General features: G+C 68.3%; 13 protein-coding genes. 9 read left to right on the plus strand and 4 right to left on the minus strand.

Annotated elements, in window-relative coordinates; translation table 11 throughout:
- The first annotated feature begins 181 nt into the window (after positions 1 to 181).
- The gene (locus ACLJPD_RS32000; protein ID WP_410877193.1) at positions 182 to 1,672 is read left to right on the plus strand and encodes a multicopper oxidase family protein; all 1,491 of its coding nucleotides are present in this window, start codon (positions 182 to 184) and stop codon (positions 1,670 to 1,672) included.
- A gap of 128 nt (positions 1,673 to 1,800) precedes the next feature.
- Positions 1,801 to 3,153, plus strand: a complete 1,353-nt coding sequence (locus ACLJPD_RS32005; protein WP_410877194.1) for a TIGR01777 family oxidoreductase — start codon at positions 1,801 to 1,803, stop codon at positions 3,151 to 3,153.
- 131 nt (positions 3,154 to 3,284) lie between these two features.
- Here ACLJPD_RS32005 and ACLJPD_RS32010 read toward each other — a convergent pair whose 3' ends face one another.
- A complete protein-coding gene (locus ACLJPD_RS32010) occupies positions 3,285 to 4,121 on the minus strand; it encodes a MerR family transcriptional regulator (RefSeq protein WP_410877195.1) in 837 nt (278 codons plus the stop codon).
- A 172-nt stretch (positions 4,122 to 4,293) separates the two neighbouring features.
- Here ACLJPD_RS32010 and ACLJPD_RS32015 point away from each other — a divergent pair, with 172 nt between their 5' ends.
- The 7 genes from ACLJPD_RS32015 to ACLJPD_RS32045 all read left to right on the plus strand — a co-directional run bounded on the left by ACLJPD_RS32015 (position 4,294) and on the right by ACLJPD_RS32045 (position 11,376).
- A complete protein-coding gene (locus tag ACLJPD_RS32015) occupies positions 4,294 to 4,887 on the plus strand; it encodes a lipocalin family protein (RefSeq protein ID WP_410877196.1) in 594 nt (197 codons plus the stop codon).
- Positions 4,884 to 6,194, plus strand: coding sequence for a cryptochrome/photolyase family protein (locus tag ACLJPD_RS32020; protein WP_410877197.1), 1,311 nt, complete (start codon positions 4,884 to 4,886; stop codon positions 6,192 to 6,194). Before ACLJPD_RS32015 ends, ACLJPD_RS32020 begins: the two co-directional genes overlap by 4 nt.
- A 120-nt stretch (positions 6,195 to 6,314) precedes the next feature.
- Entirely contained in the window at positions 6,315 to 6,968 is a 654-nt protein-coding gene (locus ACLJPD_RS32025) for a fasciclin domain-containing protein (protein ID WP_410877198.1), read from the plus strand.
- 122 nt (positions 6,969 to 7,090) lie between these two features.
- Positions 7,091 to 7,738, plus strand: a complete 648-nt coding sequence (gene sigK / locus ACLJPD_RS32030) for an ECF RNA polymerase sigma factor SigK (RefSeq protein WP_410877199.1) — start codon at positions 7,091 to 7,093, stop codon at positions 7,736 to 7,738.
- Positions 7,735 to 8,469, plus strand: a complete 735-nt coding sequence (locus ACLJPD_RS32035; protein WP_410877200.1) for an anti-sigma factor domain-containing protein — start codon at positions 7,735 to 7,737, stop codon at positions 8,467 to 8,469. The genes sigK and ACLJPD_RS32035 overlap by 4 nt, the downstream gene beginning before the upstream one ends.
- A 47-nt stretch (positions 8,470 to 8,516) precedes the next feature.
- Positions 8,517 to 10,058, plus strand: coding sequence for a molybdopterin-dependent oxidoreductase (locus ACLJPD_RS32040; RefSeq protein ID WP_410877201.1), 1,542 nt, complete (start codon positions 8,517 to 8,519; stop codon positions 10,056 to 10,058).
- Between the two features lie 193 nt (positions 10,059 to 10,251).
- Complete coding sequence (locus tag ACLJPD_RS32045; protein WP_410877202.1) at positions 10,252 to 11,376, plus strand: magnesium and cobalt transport protein CorA; 1,125 nt, start codon at positions 10,252 to 10,254, stop codon at positions 11,374 to 11,376.
- Between the two features lie 14 nt (positions 11,377 to 11,390).
- On the opposite strand, the gene meaB is transcribed toward ACLJPD_RS32045, so the two are convergent.
- From meaB to ACLJPD_RS32060, 3 genes are read right to left on the minus strand one after another with little or no spacing between them, the layout of a single operon-like run.
- Positions 11,391 to 12,482, minus strand: coding sequence for a methylmalonyl Co-A mutase-associated GTPase MeaB (gene meaB, locus ACLJPD_RS32050; RefSeq protein ID WP_410877203.1), 1,092 nt, complete (start codon positions 12,480 to 12,482; stop codon positions 11,391 to 11,393).
- A complete protein-coding gene (gene scpA, locus ACLJPD_RS32055) occupies positions 12,479 to 14,743 on the minus strand; it encodes a methylmalonyl-CoA mutase (RefSeq protein ID WP_410877204.1) in 2,265 nt (754 codons plus the stop codon). Before scpA ends, meaB begins: the two co-directional genes overlap by 4 nt.
- Entirely contained in the window at positions 14,743 to 16,614 is a 1,872-nt protein-coding gene (locus ACLJPD_RS32060; protein WP_410877205.1) for a methylmalonyl-CoA mutase family protein, read from the minus strand. The genes scpA and ACLJPD_RS32060 overlap by 1 nt, the downstream gene beginning before the upstream one ends.
- Positions 16,615 to 16,739 lie beyond the last annotated feature (125 nt).

The following is a 16,739-nucleotide window of genomic DNA, read 5'->3' on the forward strand; positions in this document are numbered from 1 at the left end:
CCGCGCGGGCACGTGGTCGGCCCGCTGCCAGGGCGCCAGATCAGACCTCGGCTACCACGCCACGAGCACGTCCGCAAGGGTCGCGCGGGCGGATTCCGGCTGTCCTGATCCGGCTGTTCGGCGGAGTCGCCGCGGCCGTGACCGAACAAAGCTGGAGGTTCCCGCACAGAAGGAGCACACGTTGGTCTCGCGACGAGGATTTCTCACCGGGCTCGCCCTCGCACCGGTGGCGTACGCGGCCGGATGTTCGATGCGCCCGTCGGCACCTGGTTCGGCAGCCGACTCGACCCGCCCGTTACCCATCCCGCCGCCGGCCGCGTCCACCGTCGGTGCCGACGGTGTCCGCCGGTTCACGCTGCGGGCTCGGACGGGCACTACCGAGATGATCCAGGGCAGGCAGACCCCGACGTGGGGCTACAGCGGTTCGGTTCTCGGCCCCACCGTGCGAGCCCGACGCGGCGAGCAGGTCGCCTTCACCATCACCAACGATCTCGCAGAACCCACCTCGGTGCACTGGCACGGCATGCACCTGCCCGCGAAGTTCGATGGTGGGCCGCATCAGATGATCGCGCCGGGCGCGGTATGGACACCGAATTGGACGGTGCGCCAGCAGGCCGCGACGCTGTGGTATCACCCGCATCCGCACGGCGCGACCGAAAAGCACGTCCACCGTGGGCTCTCCGGCTTCTTCCTGATCGACGACGACGCGGCCGATGCGCTGGATCTGCCGAAAGAGTACGGCGTCGACGACATTCCGCTGGTGATCCAGGACCGCCGCTTCACCGCAGCCGGCGCCATCGACGAATCCGATACCACCGATGTGGGCTTGCTCGGCGACACGATCGTCACCAACGGCATCGCGAATGCCCACCTGTCCGTCAGCACCGAACGGGTCCGGTTGCGCATCCTCAACGGCTCGTCGGGCCGTCTCTACAACCTGTCCTTCGGCGACGGCCGAGCGTTTCAGCTCATCGCCACCGACGGTGGCCTGCTTCCGAAACCCGTCACCCTGAACCGAATCCAACTCAGCCCCGGTGAACGTGTCGAGTTGGTGGTCTCCTTGGTCGCCGGCGAGAACGTCACGTTACGCTCGCTGCCGATCACCGACCGCGCGGGCATAGACCGCGCCGCCGAGTTCGGCTTCGACGACACCTTCGACATCCTGACACTGCGTGCCGCCGACACCCTGCGCGCGTCCGCCGCCCTACCCGCGGCCCTGATCCCGATGCCCGCGCTGGCCGCCGCGACGACCCCGGCGACGCGCTCGTTCGACCTCCAGTGGTTCATGATCAACAACCGCCGCATGGACATGAACCGCATCGACATGACCGTCCCCGTCGACACCACCGAAGTCTGGACGGTGCGCAACAAGGACAACTGGCCCCACAACTTCCACGTCCACGATGTCCAGTTCCAGGTCGTCGCTGTCGACGGAAACCCGCCTCCCCCAGCACTTTCCGGCTGGAAGGACACCGTCTACACCACCCCGGACACCACCTATACCCTCGCCATGCACTTCGCCGACCACACCGATCCCACCTACCCGTACATGTATCACTGCCACCTCCTCCACCACGAAGACCAGGGCATGATGGGCCAATTCCTGGTCCTCGCCCCTGGTCAGCAACCAGCTCCCATGCAGATGGACATGGGCGCCATGGGTCACGGCTAGGGATTACGTCCGGACAAGGTGCCATGACTCTGCATCGTTGCCTCAGCAGATCGCGTCAATGACCGATCAATCGCAGTCTTCGATGCGTCATCGCTTCACCGAGCGCGGATCGTGACTACAGTCGAGTCATGGGCATCGAGTGTTCTGGCATCGTCGCAGCACCCAGGGCCGACGTCTTCGCCTGGTTCGCCCGTAGAGGTGCGTTCACGCGATTGGCACCCCCGTGGCAGCCGGTCACCCTGCTCGACGAAGCCGATTCACTGGCCACCGGGCGCGCGGTGCTTCGTCTTCCCGGCGGGCTGCGCTGGATCGCCCAGCACGACCCCGAGCAGTATCGGCCGCCGGAGCGGTTCGCCGACGCCGTCGCGGCGGACGGACCGGCCTCGTTGCCGGTCTCCCGGCTGCTGCCGTGGCGGCATGAACACGAGTTCGCCGAGATCGACGACGCGCACACCCGAGTCATCGATCGGGTGCGGACACCGATTCCGGAGTCGTTGTTGCGGCCGATGTTCGACTACCGCTACCGCCAGCTGACCGATGATCTGGCCGCCCACCGGCGCGCGACGGAGTCCGGCTGGCAACCGACGACGATCGCGATCACCGGCGCGTCGGGGCTGGTCGGCTCCGCGCTGAGCGCCTTCCTCAGTACCGGTGGGCACCGCGTGGTGCGGTTGGTCCGCCATCGCGCGGGTCATCCTGATGAACGACAGTGGGACCCCGCCGCGCCGGCCGCTGACCTGCTCGCCGACATCGATGCCGTGGTTCATCTGGCCGGGGCATCCATCGCCGGACGGTTCACCGCCGCGCATCGGCGGGCGGTGGCCGACAGCCGCATCGAGCCGACGCGGCGACTCGCCGAGCTCGCCGCCGCCTCTGGCATCGACACGTTCGTCAGCGCTTCCGCCATCGGTTACTACGGCTACGACCGCGGCGAGCAGACGCTCACCGAACAGTCCGAACGGGGTGACGGGTTCCTGGCCGATGTGGTCGAACAGTGGGAGGACGCGTGCGAGCCCGCGGCGGCGGGCGGAGTCCGCGTCGTGCGGGTGCGCACCGGCATCGTGCAGTCTCCGCGTGGCGGCACCCTGCGGTTGCTGCGACCGTTGTTCAGCGCCGGGCTCGGTGGCCGGATCGGGGACGGCCGACAGTGGTTGTCCTGGATCGGTATCGACGATCTCGTCGATGTCTACCATCGCGCACTGTGGGACACCACGATGGCCGGTCCGGTCAATGCCGTTGCACCGCAAGCGGTTCGAAACAGCGAATACACGCAGGTACTGGCGGGGGTGCTGCACCGTCCCGCACTGCTGCCGGTCCCGAGTTTCGGTCCGGCGGTACTTCTCGGCAAGCAGGGGGCGCGCGAACTCGCCGAGGCCAATCAGCGGGTGACGCCGACCCGACTGACAGAGGCCGGGCACACCTTCCGCACCGAGGGTTTGGCGGAGACTCTGCGGCATCTGCTCGGACGGACCGCGAGCTGACGCGTTACGGCGCCAGTTGTCGGCAGTCCGTAGACCCGGAAGTCAGCAGTGCGGCCCGCACGCATCGACTGCGCATCGTTCTATGATCGACCGTGGACGCCGAGGCGGCATGTGGCGTCTGGCGAGACTGATCAGCGGAGGGCGTCTACCGCGGCCGCGAGTCCGCCGACCCGCTCGGCCGCCTCGGGCAGCATCACGACATCCCAGCCCGGCCCGCCGACGAACACCCGCGCACCTGCCCGCGCGCACGCCAGCACCGCCGAGGTCAGCGCGGTCGACTCGCGTTGCGACCACAGCAGCACCGAGACACCGCTCGGATGTCTGGCGAGCGCATCGGACAGCGCCACCGTCGGCACGTCGGCGCCCAGCATGCGCGCACCCACCCCGGCCTGCGCCAGGGCAGCACGCAGCACGTCGAGCGGGAGCGAATGCGTTTCGCCGCTGGTGCACGCGAGCAGCACGGGCGCGCTGCTCTGCGCCGGTTTCACCTGTTGCATGACTGCCGCGATCGACCACGACAGCAGGTGCTCGACGTCGATGCATCCCTCACCGCCGCTCTGACGTGCGACGACATCAGCGAAGGCAGGGCGGCACAGGGTGTCCCATGTCTGCACCACACCATGAGCCCGCACGTGCGCGTCCAGCTGCGCGTGGACCGCGGTGGTATCCAGTGCGAACGCCGCGTCGAGCAGGCCGGAGCGGTCACCGAGAACCGGCACGGGCCCACGAGCCGCCGCCGCGGCCCCGGCCGGACTCGCGCCGCCGCCGATGAGCGCGAGCATGTGTTCGAGCACCGCGATATCGGCGTCGGAGTAGAGCCGATGGCGGCCCGGCCGGTCCTGGGCGGGACCGATGCCATAACGGCGGTTCCAACTCCGCAGCGTCGCGGTCGGGATGCCGAGACGGTCGGCCACCGCGCGCACCGTGAATCCGGCCGCGACGGATTCGGGAGCAGAACCGGCGGGCATCGTTTCATTCTGCCCGGACCGCCATGACCGGCGCGTCACGGCCCGGCCTCCGCACGGCGGCGGCGTACGCTGCGCGCCGAACCGACGTCCCACCGAACCATCCGCTTCATGCATCAATAGTGCATCATTTACTGCTAGCATGGCCAGAAACCACCTACCGCGAGGAGTTCTAGTGCGCACCCGTCTCGGCCCGTGGACAACCACCCTGCTGATCGCCGCCGGCCTCGCCGTCACGGGCTCGGCCACCGCGGCCGCCGAACCACCCGCGCCGGTACCTCGCCTCGAGCTCGACCGATACCTCGGCCAATGGCATCAGCTCGCGGCGGTACCACAGCCGTTCAACCTCAACTGCGCGCGCGATACGACCGCGACCTACACCCTCGACCCGAGCGGCGACGTCGGCGTCTTCAACCGTTGCAGCACCTGGACCGGCGGCGTCGACGAGATCCGTGGCACCGCGACGGTGAACGACCCGGTCACGAACGCCCAACTGCACGTGAGCTTTCCGGGTATCCCCGGCCAGGACGGGCGCGAGGGACCGACGAACTACATCGTGACCGCGCTCGGCCCGGATTATTCGTGGGCGCTGGTCACCTCGCCGAGCAGGCTCTCCGGTTTCGTCCTCTCCCGCACTCCGGCGCTGGACGACACCACCTGGCAGCAGATCGACGAGGAGATCAGGATCGCGGGCCAGGATCCGTGCATCTATCTCACCTCACCCACGACCGGCGGACGTGAGGGCGTACAGCCCCTCTGCGCACGATGAGCGTCGCCATCGCCCTGTTCACTCGCGACCTGCGCGTGCACGACAATCCGGTGCTCACCGCGGCCGCGCGCGAAGCCGACCAGGTGGTGCCGTTGTTCGTCGTCGACGAGGCGCTGGTGCCCGATCGCTGCCCGCCCAATCGCGCGCACTTCCTCGCCGCCGCACTGGCCGAACTCGACAAGGAACTGCGCGCACTCGGCGGCACACTCGTCGTGCGCCGTGGCGCGGTGATCGACGAGGTCGGCCGAGTGGTGCAGGAGACCGGCGCCACGAGCGTACATTTGGCCGAGGACGTCAGCCGTTACAGCAGCAAACGCGAGAAGGCGCTGCGTCAGATCCCGAACATCACCGTGCAGTGCCATTCCGGTTCCGTCACAGCCCATTCCGCCGAGCTCGTTCCCTCGACGGGACGCGATCATTTCGCCGTTTTCACCCCGTATTTCCGCCGCTGGAGCGCGGCCCATCACCGCACTCCACTACCGGCGCCGCGATCACTGGTGGTGCCGCCGATCCGGAGCGATGCGCTGCCAGGGGCGCAGGATCTGAACTCAGAGGAGCCGTCGCCACAGTTGCAGGTCGGCGGCGAGTCCACCGGACGTGCCCTGCTGCGTGATTGGCTCGACGGCCCGATCACCGGCTATGCCCGCGACAACGACTATCTCGCCGCAGACGCCACCTCCCGACTCTCGCCCTATATCCACTTCGGATGCGTGTCGCCCACCGAGGTGCTGAGCCGGGTCGATTCGTCGGACGAAGGCGGGCTCGCCTTCGTCCGACAGCTGGCCTGGCGCGACTTCCACCACCAGGTGCTCGCGGCCCGCCCCGATGCCGCCTGGTCGGACTACCGCAGGCGCGTGAGTGCGGGCCCCGACGACGAGAAGGCCGTCACTGCCTGGCGAGAAGGGCGCACCGGCTACCCGATCGTCGACGCGGGCATGCGGCAACTCCACGCTGAGGGCTGGATGCCGGGCCGAGCGCGCTTGATCGCGGCCAGCTTCCTCGCCAAGTCGCTACACCAGGACTGGCGGGTCGGCGCCGCACACTTCCTGCGCTGGCTCGTCGACGCCGACCTCGCGAACAACCAGCTCAATTGGCAGTGGGCCGCGGGCACCGGCACCGACACCCGGCCCAACCGGGTCCTCAATCCCCTGCGCCAGGCCGACCGCTACGACCCCGACGGCGCCTACGTGCGGCGCTGGCTGCCCGAGTTGGCGCACCTGCCCGGCGCGAGCATCCACCGTCCGTGGCGCGCGAACATCGATCCGGCGGACTATCCCGCGCCGATCATCGACTGTGTCGGCAGCTGAGGCGATGTCGAGGAAAACAGTGCCGCTCGCGACCAGTCCGAACCACCGAGCCTGCCGAACTCCGTTACATCCAGAACAAGTGCGGCACTTCGCCGCCTCGACGGAAGTGACGGAAACATCATGCGCTCTCTGCCCAAAACCCTCGTTGCGACGATGCTGCTCGGCTCGGCACTCGGCCTCACGGCCTGTTCCGACGATGACTCGAGCACCACCGCCGCCTCATCCTCCTCCGCGCCGATGACGTCGGCACCGACCACCACCACCGGCGCATCCGCCGCTTCCGACCTGGTCGGTCCCGGATGCGCGGCATACGCCGCCCAGGTTCCCAGTGGTCCCGGCTCGGTCAGCGGGATGGCCCAGGAACCGGTCGCCGTCGCCGCGTCCAACAACCCGATGCTCACCACGCTGGTCTCGGCGGTCTCGGGCAAACTCAATCCCGAGGTCAACCTGGTGGATACGCTCAACGGCGGCCAGTTCACCGTCTTCGCACCCGTCGACTCGGCGTTCGCGAAGATCGATCCGGCCACGATCGAATCGTTGAAGACCGATTCGGCCACTCTCACCTCGATCCTCACCTATCACGTGGTGCCGGGCCGGATCGCTCCGCAGGACATCGCGGGCACGCACAAGACGGTCCAGGGCGCCGACGTCACGGTCACCGGCTCGGGCGACACGATCAAGGTCGCCGACGCGAACAACATCTGCGGCGGCGTAGGCACCTCCAACGCCACCGTGTACATGATCGACAGCGTGCTCATGCCGCCTGCGGCGTGATGTCGACGATGGTCGCACCGGCGCGCAGTCCAGCGTCGCAGCAGAAATATCTCGGCGGCGCCCATCCGAACCCGAAGGCAGGCCGAAATCCCTCTCATGCTGATTCAAGCAGGGACCACACGATGACGACCCGGCCGGGCTCCTCACCGATCCGCCTGCGATCGGTGACCGAGCCGGCCCCGGCCTGCCCGGCGGGCGACCGGCGCGACTATGCCGTGCAAGCGCAGCTGGTCACCTTGCTCGACGATGTCGCGGCAGGTGACCGGTCAGCGTTCGCCGAGTTCTACCGGGCCACCAGCCCACGGGTGTTCGGACTCGCGCTACGCGTGGTGCGCAACCACGGTGCCGCCGAGGACATCGCCCAGGAGGTTTTCCTCCAGGTCTGGTCGCTGGCCGGCCAGTACGACCCGGCCAAGGCCAGCCCGATCGGCTGGCTGATGATGCTGACCCACCGGCGCGCGGTCGACCGGGTGCGGGCCGAGCAGTCGGCCACCCGCCGCGACATCGTGTTCGGTCACGCCCACCTCGGCTGCGACCACGACATCGTGGCCGAAGAGGTCACCCAGCGACTCGACGAGCAGTCGGTACTGGACTGTCTCGAGACGATGACCGCCCTCCAGCGCGAAGCGGTGGCGCTGGCCTACTACGGCGGCCGCACCTACCTCGAGGTCTCCGAGACCTTGGCGGTGCCGTTGCCGACAGTGAAGAGCCGGATCAAAGACGGCTTGAAAAGGCTCGAGAATTGTTTGACCGGAGGGAGTTCCCGATGAGCGACACCGATCGGCGGACCCCCTGGTCGTGGCTCGACGAGGCCTACCCGTATGCCATCAACGCGCTCGATCCCGCGCAGCGACAGGCACTCGACCAGTGGCTGGAGGCTGCCGGACCCGACCGGGCCGCCGAATTCCAGACCCTCGTGCGCCGCATCCAGGAGACCATGGCGGAACTGACCGTATTCGACTCGGTCCAACCACCGGCACGACTCGAATCCGCCCTGATGCGGGCACTGGACCGCCACGACCCACAGATACATCCGCTCGCGCGCCACCGCGCACGCGGCACACGATGGCAGCTGCGATGGTTGACCGTCGCCGCCGCGGCGATCGTGGCCGTCGGCGCCGGCGTCGGCATCGCGGTGGTGATGGAGCGCGCGAATGAAGGCACGGGAGCCGTCACCGCACAGCAGGTGCTCGACCAGCCCGACAGCCAGGAGTCCTCGGTCGCCATCACCGGCGGCGGCGCGATGACAGTGTACCAATCGAAGGCCCTCGGCGCCGCCGCGGTGTCGTTCGACGATATGCCCGCGCTGCCTGCCGATCGCAGTTACCAGCTGTGGCTGATGCCATACGCGGGCGGCACGAAATCGGTGGCGGTGATGGACGGTCCGGCCTCGGTCGTCACCGCTGTCGACGTCGCCGACATCCTCGCGGTGACCGTCGAACCCGCCGGTGGTTCGCCCGGGCCGACCACCGACCCGATCGTCAGCATGACCGTCGGCTGACCCGCTGCGGCGGACCGTGCCGACACTCGAACACCAGGAGTGACACCATGGTTCGCCCACGACGTTTCACACATCGCCATCCGGGCCGTCTCGCTGCGGCGGCCGCTGCGGCCGCGGCCGCAGCGCTCGTCCTCGGGGTCGGACACCTCGTCGCCGTGTTCATCGATCCCGCCTCCTCCCCCTTCTTCGTCCTCGGCGCCACCGTGGTCGATCAGACCCCGAAGTGGTTGAAGGACAGCGCTATTCGCTGGTTCGGCGCCAACGACAAGTTGGCCCTGGCCGTCACGATGGGCCTGGTCATGGCGGTGGCTGCCGCGATGATCGGCCAGGTAGCCCGCCGCAGCCTGGCTACGGCGGCGAGCCTGCTGGGCGTTCTCGGTGTGGTTGTAGCGGGCTTGGCGCTGCTCCGCCCCACTGCCACACCGCTTTTCGTTGTCCCCGCGCTGGTCGGGTCGCTGGCGGGGATCGCGGCGCTGTGCGCGCTGTTCCTCGTACCGTCCGATGGTGTCCGGGCGACGGGGCCGACGCGGCGCGGCTTCCTGCTCGCGCTGACGGCGGTGGCCGCGGGTGCGGCGGCGGCGGGTGCGGCGGGGCGGGTCATCGGCACCCGACTGCGCGATATCACTGCCGACCGGGCGGGTTTCGTCCTTCCACGGGTCGCGGCTCCGGCGCCACCGGTCACCGCCGAGATGGACCGAGCGATTCCCGGGCTCACTCGATTCGTCACGCCCGCAAACGATTTCTATCGGGTCGACACCGCGCTACAACTCCCGTCGTTGACCCGCGCGCAATGGCGGCTACGCATCCACGGGATGGTGGACCGCGAAATACGTCTCGACTTCGACGAATTGAGTGCCAAGCGCGCCGTCGAGGCGCTCATCACACTTACCTGCGTCTCCAACGAGGTCGGTGGTGATCTCGCAGGCACCGCCCTGTGGACCGGATACCGCCTGTCCGATCTGCTGGCGGAGGCGGGCCCTTCCTCCGACGCCGACATGATCCTGTCGCGCAGCATCGACGGATTCACCGCCGGCACACCACTGGCCGCCGTGCTCGACAACCCCGACGCTCTGCTCGCCGTCGCGATGAACGGCGAAGCGCTGCCCGTCGCCCATGGCTACCCGGCCCGCATGATCGTGCCCGGCCTCTACGGCTACGTCTCGGCCACCAAATGGGTTGTCGACCTGGAACTGACCCGATTCGACCGCGCCCAGGCGTACTGGACGCAACGCGACTGGGCACCGCGGGCACCGGTCAAGACCGCCTCCCGGATCGATGTCCCGGCGGCCTTCGCCAACCTCGACGCCGGAACCGTCACAGTGGCAGGCGTCGCCTGGGCCCAGGGTCGCGGGATCAGCGCCGTGGAAGTCCAGGTCGACGACGGCCCGTGGCAGCCGACCACACTCGCCACGGCCTACTCCCTCGATACCTGGCGCCAATGGACCTGGACCTGGGATGCCTCGCCGGGCACTCATTCTCTACGTGTGCGCGCGGTCGATGCCACCGGGGAGGTACAGACCGACGCCAGGGCAACCCCGTTCCCCGACGGCGCGACGGGCAGGCATTCGCGCGTTGTCATGGTGCGATGAACAACCGCACGGACCCGCGCAGGCCTGGGCGAGGAGATAGTTCACCGCTCGAATACTTAGGCACATACCTACGTATTCACACTCGTGACGATCGTGTTCACACTCGTGACGATCCGCGCAACCCCTGGTTCGGTTGCGACGGTGTTCGCAGCCGTGGGATGCTGCGCAACGATCGAAGAGAGCGAGGTGGACGATGGCCGACGGCCCACATGCCTCCCCTACCGCCGGGTATCGGCGCAGCATCGGGGCAGTGGTGGCAGGCGCCCCGTTCCTGTCCCGCAGCAGGCGCCGAGTGGAAGTCGTCCCCAAACCCGCGGTCCCGACCGCGCGCGCCATCATCGACTGCGCCGCCTACGTCGACGGCAAACGCCTGCCCGGCCGATTCACCCCCGAGACCGCCCTGGCCGAAATCCGTGGGCGCGGTGCGGGTTTCGTGTGGATCGGCCTGTTGGACCCGGACCTGCGCCAGATGGGCGAGATCGCCGAGACATTCGGACTGCACGAGCTCGCGGTCGAGGACGCGGTCACCGGCAGGCAGCGCCCGAAGTTCGAACGCTACGACGACACCATGGTCACCGTGATGCGGACCGTCGGCTATGTCGAACACGATATGCACACGGTCAGCGAGATCGTGCAGACCGGCGAGATCATGGTCTTCCTCGGCGCCGATTTCGTCGTCGCGGTCCGCCACGGCGAACACAACGAACTCACCGCGGTCCGGCACGAGCTCGAAGCCGAACCCGATCGCCTCGCGCTCGGCCCCGGTGTGGTACTGCACGCGATCGCCGACCATGTCGTCGACACCTACATCGATGTCACGCAGGCGGTCGAGTTCGACGTCGAGTCGATGGAGGAAGAGCTCTTCAGCCCGCGCAGCAAGCTCCCGATCGAGGCGATCTACCAGCTCAAACGGGAAATTGTCGAGTTGCGGCGCGCCGTGCGCCCGCTCGCGGGTCCGCTGCAGACCCTCACCGCGCCGCGCACGCCCCTACCCAAGGAAGTGCGCCGCTACCTCCGCGATGTCGCCGACCACCACAGTGGTGTCGCTGAACGCATCAACGACCTCGACGAAACCCTCACCACCCTGGTCGGCGCCGCCGTGGCCAAGATCGCCGTGCAGCAGAACACCGACATGCGCAAGATTTCCGCGTACATCGCCATCCTGGCCGTCCCGACCATGATCGCCGGCATCTACGGCATGAACTTCGATCACATGCCCGAACTCCGACAGACCTGGGGCTACCCCGCGGTCCTCATCATCATGGCCACCATCTGCTCGACCTTGGCCGTGGCCTTCCGCCGCATCCGCTGGTTGTGAGGACGCATCGCCGATCAGGCGTCGAAGGCATCCAAGATCTCTTCGGCCGCGAGAGCCGGCGTCAGCGTCCCCGCTCGCACAGCTGATTCCACCTGCGCGCGAACATCTTTCACGTTCGGATTGTCGGCGAGGCGACGCAGGATCTGGTCGTGGACCATTGTCCAGGTCCAGTCGACCTGCTGACGGCGGCGCTTCTCGGCGAATTCACCCGCCTCGGTGAGTACTCGGCGGTGGTCGAGGACGGTGTCCCAGAACTTGTCGAGACCAACGCCTTCCAGGCCGCTCATGGTGAGCACCGGCGGCTTCCACAGTGCGTCGTGCGGGTGGATCAAGCGCAGAGCACCCGCCAATTCGCGGGCGGCACCCTTGGCTTCGATCTCGTGTTTACCGTCGGCCTTGTTGACGGCGACGAGTTCGGCGAGCTCGAGCACACCTTTCTTGATGCCCTGCAACTGATCTCCGGTGCGGGCCAGCGTGAGGAAGCAGAACACGTCGACCATATTGGCGACGGTCACCTCGGACTGGCCGACGCCGACGGTCTCGACGAGGATCACATCGTATCCGGCGGCTTCCAGGAGCACGATCGTTTCGCGGGTCGCCTTGGCCACCCCGCCCAGCGTGCCCGCGGTCGGCGACGGGCGGATGAACGCGTCGGCCTCCAGCGACAACCGCGCCATCCGCGTCTTGTCGCCGAGGATCGAGCCGCCGGTGCGGGTCGAGGACGGGTCGACCGCGAGTACCGCGACCCGATGCCCCTTGGCCAGCAGGTACATACCGAGCGCATCGATGAAGGTCGACTTGCCGACACCGGGAACGCCGGTGATACCGACCCGGTTCGACACGACACTGCCCGGTTCCGCCGCCACCCGCAGCAGCAGCTGCTGAGCCAGTTCGCGGTGGTCGGAGCGGGCGGATTCGACGAGCGTGATCGCGCGAGCCAACGCCGACCGCTGCCCGGCCTTCACCTCATCGGCGAGTGTGTCGACGTCGATCGTCCGGCGAACACCCACGGCGGTGCGCCCTTCGTTGCGCGGCGAGCCGACGCCCGCGGTGGTCCCGAGCCGAGGGTGCGCGTCGGCACCCCCGGCTTCCTGTGCGGCGCTCATTCGCCTGTGCCGCCACCGATCTCGTGCCCGAGCGCGGCGCCCAGCTTCTTCAGCAGGTCGATGGCCGCGTCGGCGATGACGGTGCCGGGCGGGAAGATCGCGGCAGCACCGGCTTCGTAGAGCTCGTCGAAATCACCGGGCGGGATCACGCCGCCGACGATGACCATGATGTCAGGGCGGCCGACATCGGCCAGCGCCTGCCGCAGGGCGGGCACCAGCGTGAGATGACCGGCGGCCAGCGAGGACACACCGACGATGTGCACGTCGTTGTCGGCCGCCTGGCGCGCCACCTCTTCGGGCGTCTGGAACAGCGGGCCCACGTCGACATCCATGCCGAGGTCGGCGAACGCGGTCGCGATCACCTTCTGGCCGCGATCGTGACCGTCCTGGCCCATTTTGGCGACCAGGATGCGCGGACGGCGCCCTTCCGCCTCGCCGAACTCCTCGACCAGCGCGATGGCGGCGCCGATGTTGGTGGCCTTGCCTGCTTCGTCACGGTACACACCGGACAGGGTACGGATTTCGGCCTGATGGCGGCCGTACACCTTCTCCAGCGCGTCGGAGATCTCACCGACGGTGGCCTTGGCACGGGCCGCGTCGATGGCGAGCGCGAGGAGATTGTTCTCCATGCCACCCTCGGAAGACGCTGCCGCACGGGTCAATTCGGCCAGCGCGCGCTCCACAGCGACCGAATCCCGTTCGGCGCGAAGCCGTTCCAGCTTCTCGATCTGTTCGGCCCGCACCCGCGAGTTCTCGACCTTGAGGACCTCGACGGCGTGGTCCTCTTCGACCTGATACTTGTTGACGCCGATCACCGGCTGCTGGCCGGTGTCGATGCGCGCCTGGGTCCGCGCGGCGGCCTCTTCGATGCGCAGCTTCGGAATACCTTCCGAAATCGCCTGTGCCATTCCGCCGTGCGCCTCGACCTCGGCGATGTGGGCGCGCGCCCGCTCGGCGAGCTGGTGGGTGAGCCACTCGACGTAGTACGAGCCGCCCCACGGGTCGATCGGGCGGGTGGTGTTGGATTCCTGCTGGATGAGCAGCTGGGTGTTGCGGGCGATGCGGGCGGAGAAGTCCGTCGGCAGGGCCAGGGCTTCGTCGAGCGCGTTGGTGTGCAGCGACTGGGTGTGTCCCTGGGTCGCGGCCATCGCCTCGATACAGGTGCGCGCCACATTGTTGTAGGCGTCCTGCGCGGTCAGCGACCAGCCCGAGGTCTGCGAATGTGTCCGCAGCGACAGCGATTTCGCGCTCTTGGGTTCGAACTTCGACACCAGCTCGCTCCACAGCAGCCGCCCGGCACGCAGCTTGGCGACCTCCATGAAGAAGTTCATGCCGATGGCCCAGAAGAACGACAGGCGCGGCGCGAACTTGTCGACATCCATGCCCGCGGCGATACCCGCGCGGATGTACTCCACGCCGTCGGCCAGGGTGTAGGCCAGCTCCAGATCGGCTGTCGCACCGGCCTCTTGGATGTGGTAACCCGAGATGGAGATCGAGTTGAACTTCGGCATCTTCGCGCTGGCGAAGGCGAAGATGTCGGAGATGATCCGCATCGAGGGCTTGGGCGGGTAGATGTAGGTGTTGCGGACCATGAACTCTTTCAGAATGTCGTTCTGAATGGTTCCGGCCAGCTGCTCGGGCGTCACGCCCTGCTCTTCGGCGGCGACGACGTAGAGCGCCAGGATCGGCAGCACCGCACCGTTCATGGTCATCGAGACCGACACCTGATCCAGAGGGATCTGGTCGAAGAGCTGGCGCATGTCCAGGATCGAGTCGATCGCGACACCGGCCATGCCGACGTCACCTTGGACGCGGGGGTGGTCGGAGTCGTAGCCACGGTGGGTGGCGAGGTCGAAGGCGACCGACAGGCCCTTCTGGCCCGCCTGCAGGTTGCGGCGGTAGAAGGCATTCGAGTCCGCGGCGGTGGAGAAGCCCGCGTACTGGCGGATCGTCCACGGCTGGTTCACGTACATGGTCGGGTACGGGCCGCGCAGGAACGGCGCGACGCCCGGCACGGAATCGAGCGGGTAGCCCTGTGCCACCACGGCGTCCCGGTCGGCCTTGGTGAACACCGGCGGAACGTCGATGCCCTCCGGAGTCGACCAGACCAGCTGTTCGGCGGTGGTCTGGTTGGCCGTCGCGGCATCGGCCACGAAGGCGCGCACCTGCTCGGCGTCGACGTCGGCGGGCGCGGGCGCGTGGTCGGTCAGCGGCACCTCGGCGAAGCTGCCGATGACGTGCTCGATATCAGATGTGGTCATCAGGCTCCCACCTTCTCCAGCAGCTGCGACAGGACCGCGACCGCGTCGATGCGCAGGGCGAGGTACCCGTCGGGACGCTGCGTCCCGCTGTATTGCTCGACCGATTTCTCCGCTCCGGCCAGCAGCACGGTCTCGATTCCGGCGGCGCGCAGCGCGTCGGTCGCGGCTCCCGCCTGTTCGCCGTAGCGCTTGTCGGCACCGCACAGGACTGCGATGCGCGCACCGGATTCGGCTGCGGCGGTAGCGATCGCGTCGATCGTGAGCGGACCGGGGTTGACCGACTCGATGCCGCCCGAGGCGAGCACGTTCGCGGTGAAGATGGTGCGCGCGTTGTGTTCGGCGACCAGGCCGAGCGGCACGATCAGTGCCTTCGGACGGGCGCCGTTGGCAGCCAGGTAGGCATCGGAGCGGTTGCGCAGCTCTTCGAAGGCGGCACCGTAGCGCGCGTTGGGGCCCGGTTCACGGGCCTGCTCCGACAGCGGGGTCTCGGCGAGGTTGGGGAATTCGTTGACACCGGTGACCGCGGTCCTGCGGTGGGCCACGTCGGCGGCGCGGGTGGCGGCGGTCTCGGCGATCCGGGCCGCGAGCACACCGGCGTCGAGCGCGGCGAGGTAGCCGCCCGCCGACTCGAGTTCCTGCATGAAATGCCATGCCTTGGCGGCGAGTTCATCGGTCAACTTGTCGACGTACCAGGAACCGGCGGCAGGGTCCTGCACGTGCCCGAGGCGGGCTTCCTCGAGCAGCAGCAGTTGGGTGTTGCGCGCCAGGCGCTGGGAGAACGTCGTGGACACGCCGAGTTCGCCCGCGGGCAGCGCCGCGTCGAAGGGCAGCACGGTCACCGAATCGGCGCCGCCGACGCCGGCGCCGAAGGCGGCGAGCGTGGTGCGCAACAGGTTCACCCAGGGGTCTCGCTGGGTCATCATGGCGGCAGAGGTGACCGCCTGCTGCGGAGCGGCACCGAAGGCAGGGGCACCGGAGACCTGGGCGACGCGCGCCCACAGTCGCCGAGCCGCCCGGAACTTCACGATGGTGGCGAATTGGTCGTCGGTGGCCGCGAAGCGGAACTCGAGCTGACCGAACGCGTCGGCGATGTCGACCCCGGCACCGGTCAGCAGGCGCAGGTAGGCCAGACCGGCCGCGACAGCGGCGCCCACCTCCTGCGCGTCGGCTGCACCGGCGTTGTGGAAGGCGATGCCGTCCACCGTGATCGCGCGGACCTTCTCGGGCCGGGCGATCGCGCGCACGGCCAACGCCACGGCCTCGGCCTGGTCGAGGTCTTCGGCACCGGTGAAGGCGCTGGTCAGCGGGGCGGCACCGAGGCCGACCCGGATCTGCGTGCGATCGGCGATCGAGTACCCGTCGAGTACCTCGAACACGCGATCGGTGGCCGTGCTGGTCGCCGCACCGGCCACCAACGTCAACGGAGCCAGCTCGAACAGCAGGCCACGCAGAGCGACCGGGATGTCGTCGACAGCGACGCCGTAGGCGCCCACACCGAGTGCGATCGCGCTGACACCGTTCTCCAGACCGGTCAGAATCGCCCGGTTGGTGGCCTCGGCGTCGTCCGTGCCCGCGAACGCGCCGACGAACCAGCCGCGCTGCGGGTCACGAGCGGCATCGCCACCGCGCACGTAGGGGAAGGCGCCGGGCAGCGGCTGCTCGGGCAGCTCGTCGCGGCGGGTGTAGAGCGGGGCGATCGTGAGCCCGTCGTAGGTCGTCTCGTCGAGCAGATGTTCCGGTTCGGCGGGGAGCTCGGAAGCCTCGACCCGTCGCGCTTTCGCCAGCACACCCGCCACACCCTTGCGCCACGCGGCGTACTCGGGCACCGGATCCGGTGCGAGCCCCGCCCCGGACTCTGAACCAATCGGCATAGCTGCTGTTCTCTCTTCCATTCGACGACCGCACCCCGGTGTGCTGCCGATCCGTGAAATCCCACAAGCGGGCCCACAGCGAACCAGGAGGTATCCGGTTCCCCCATGATGCTAACTGTGACAGG

The organism is Nocardia sp. A7, assembly GCF_046549215.1.
Lineage (GTDB): Bacteria > Actinomycetota > Actinomycetes > Mycobacteriales > Mycobacteriaceae > Nocardia.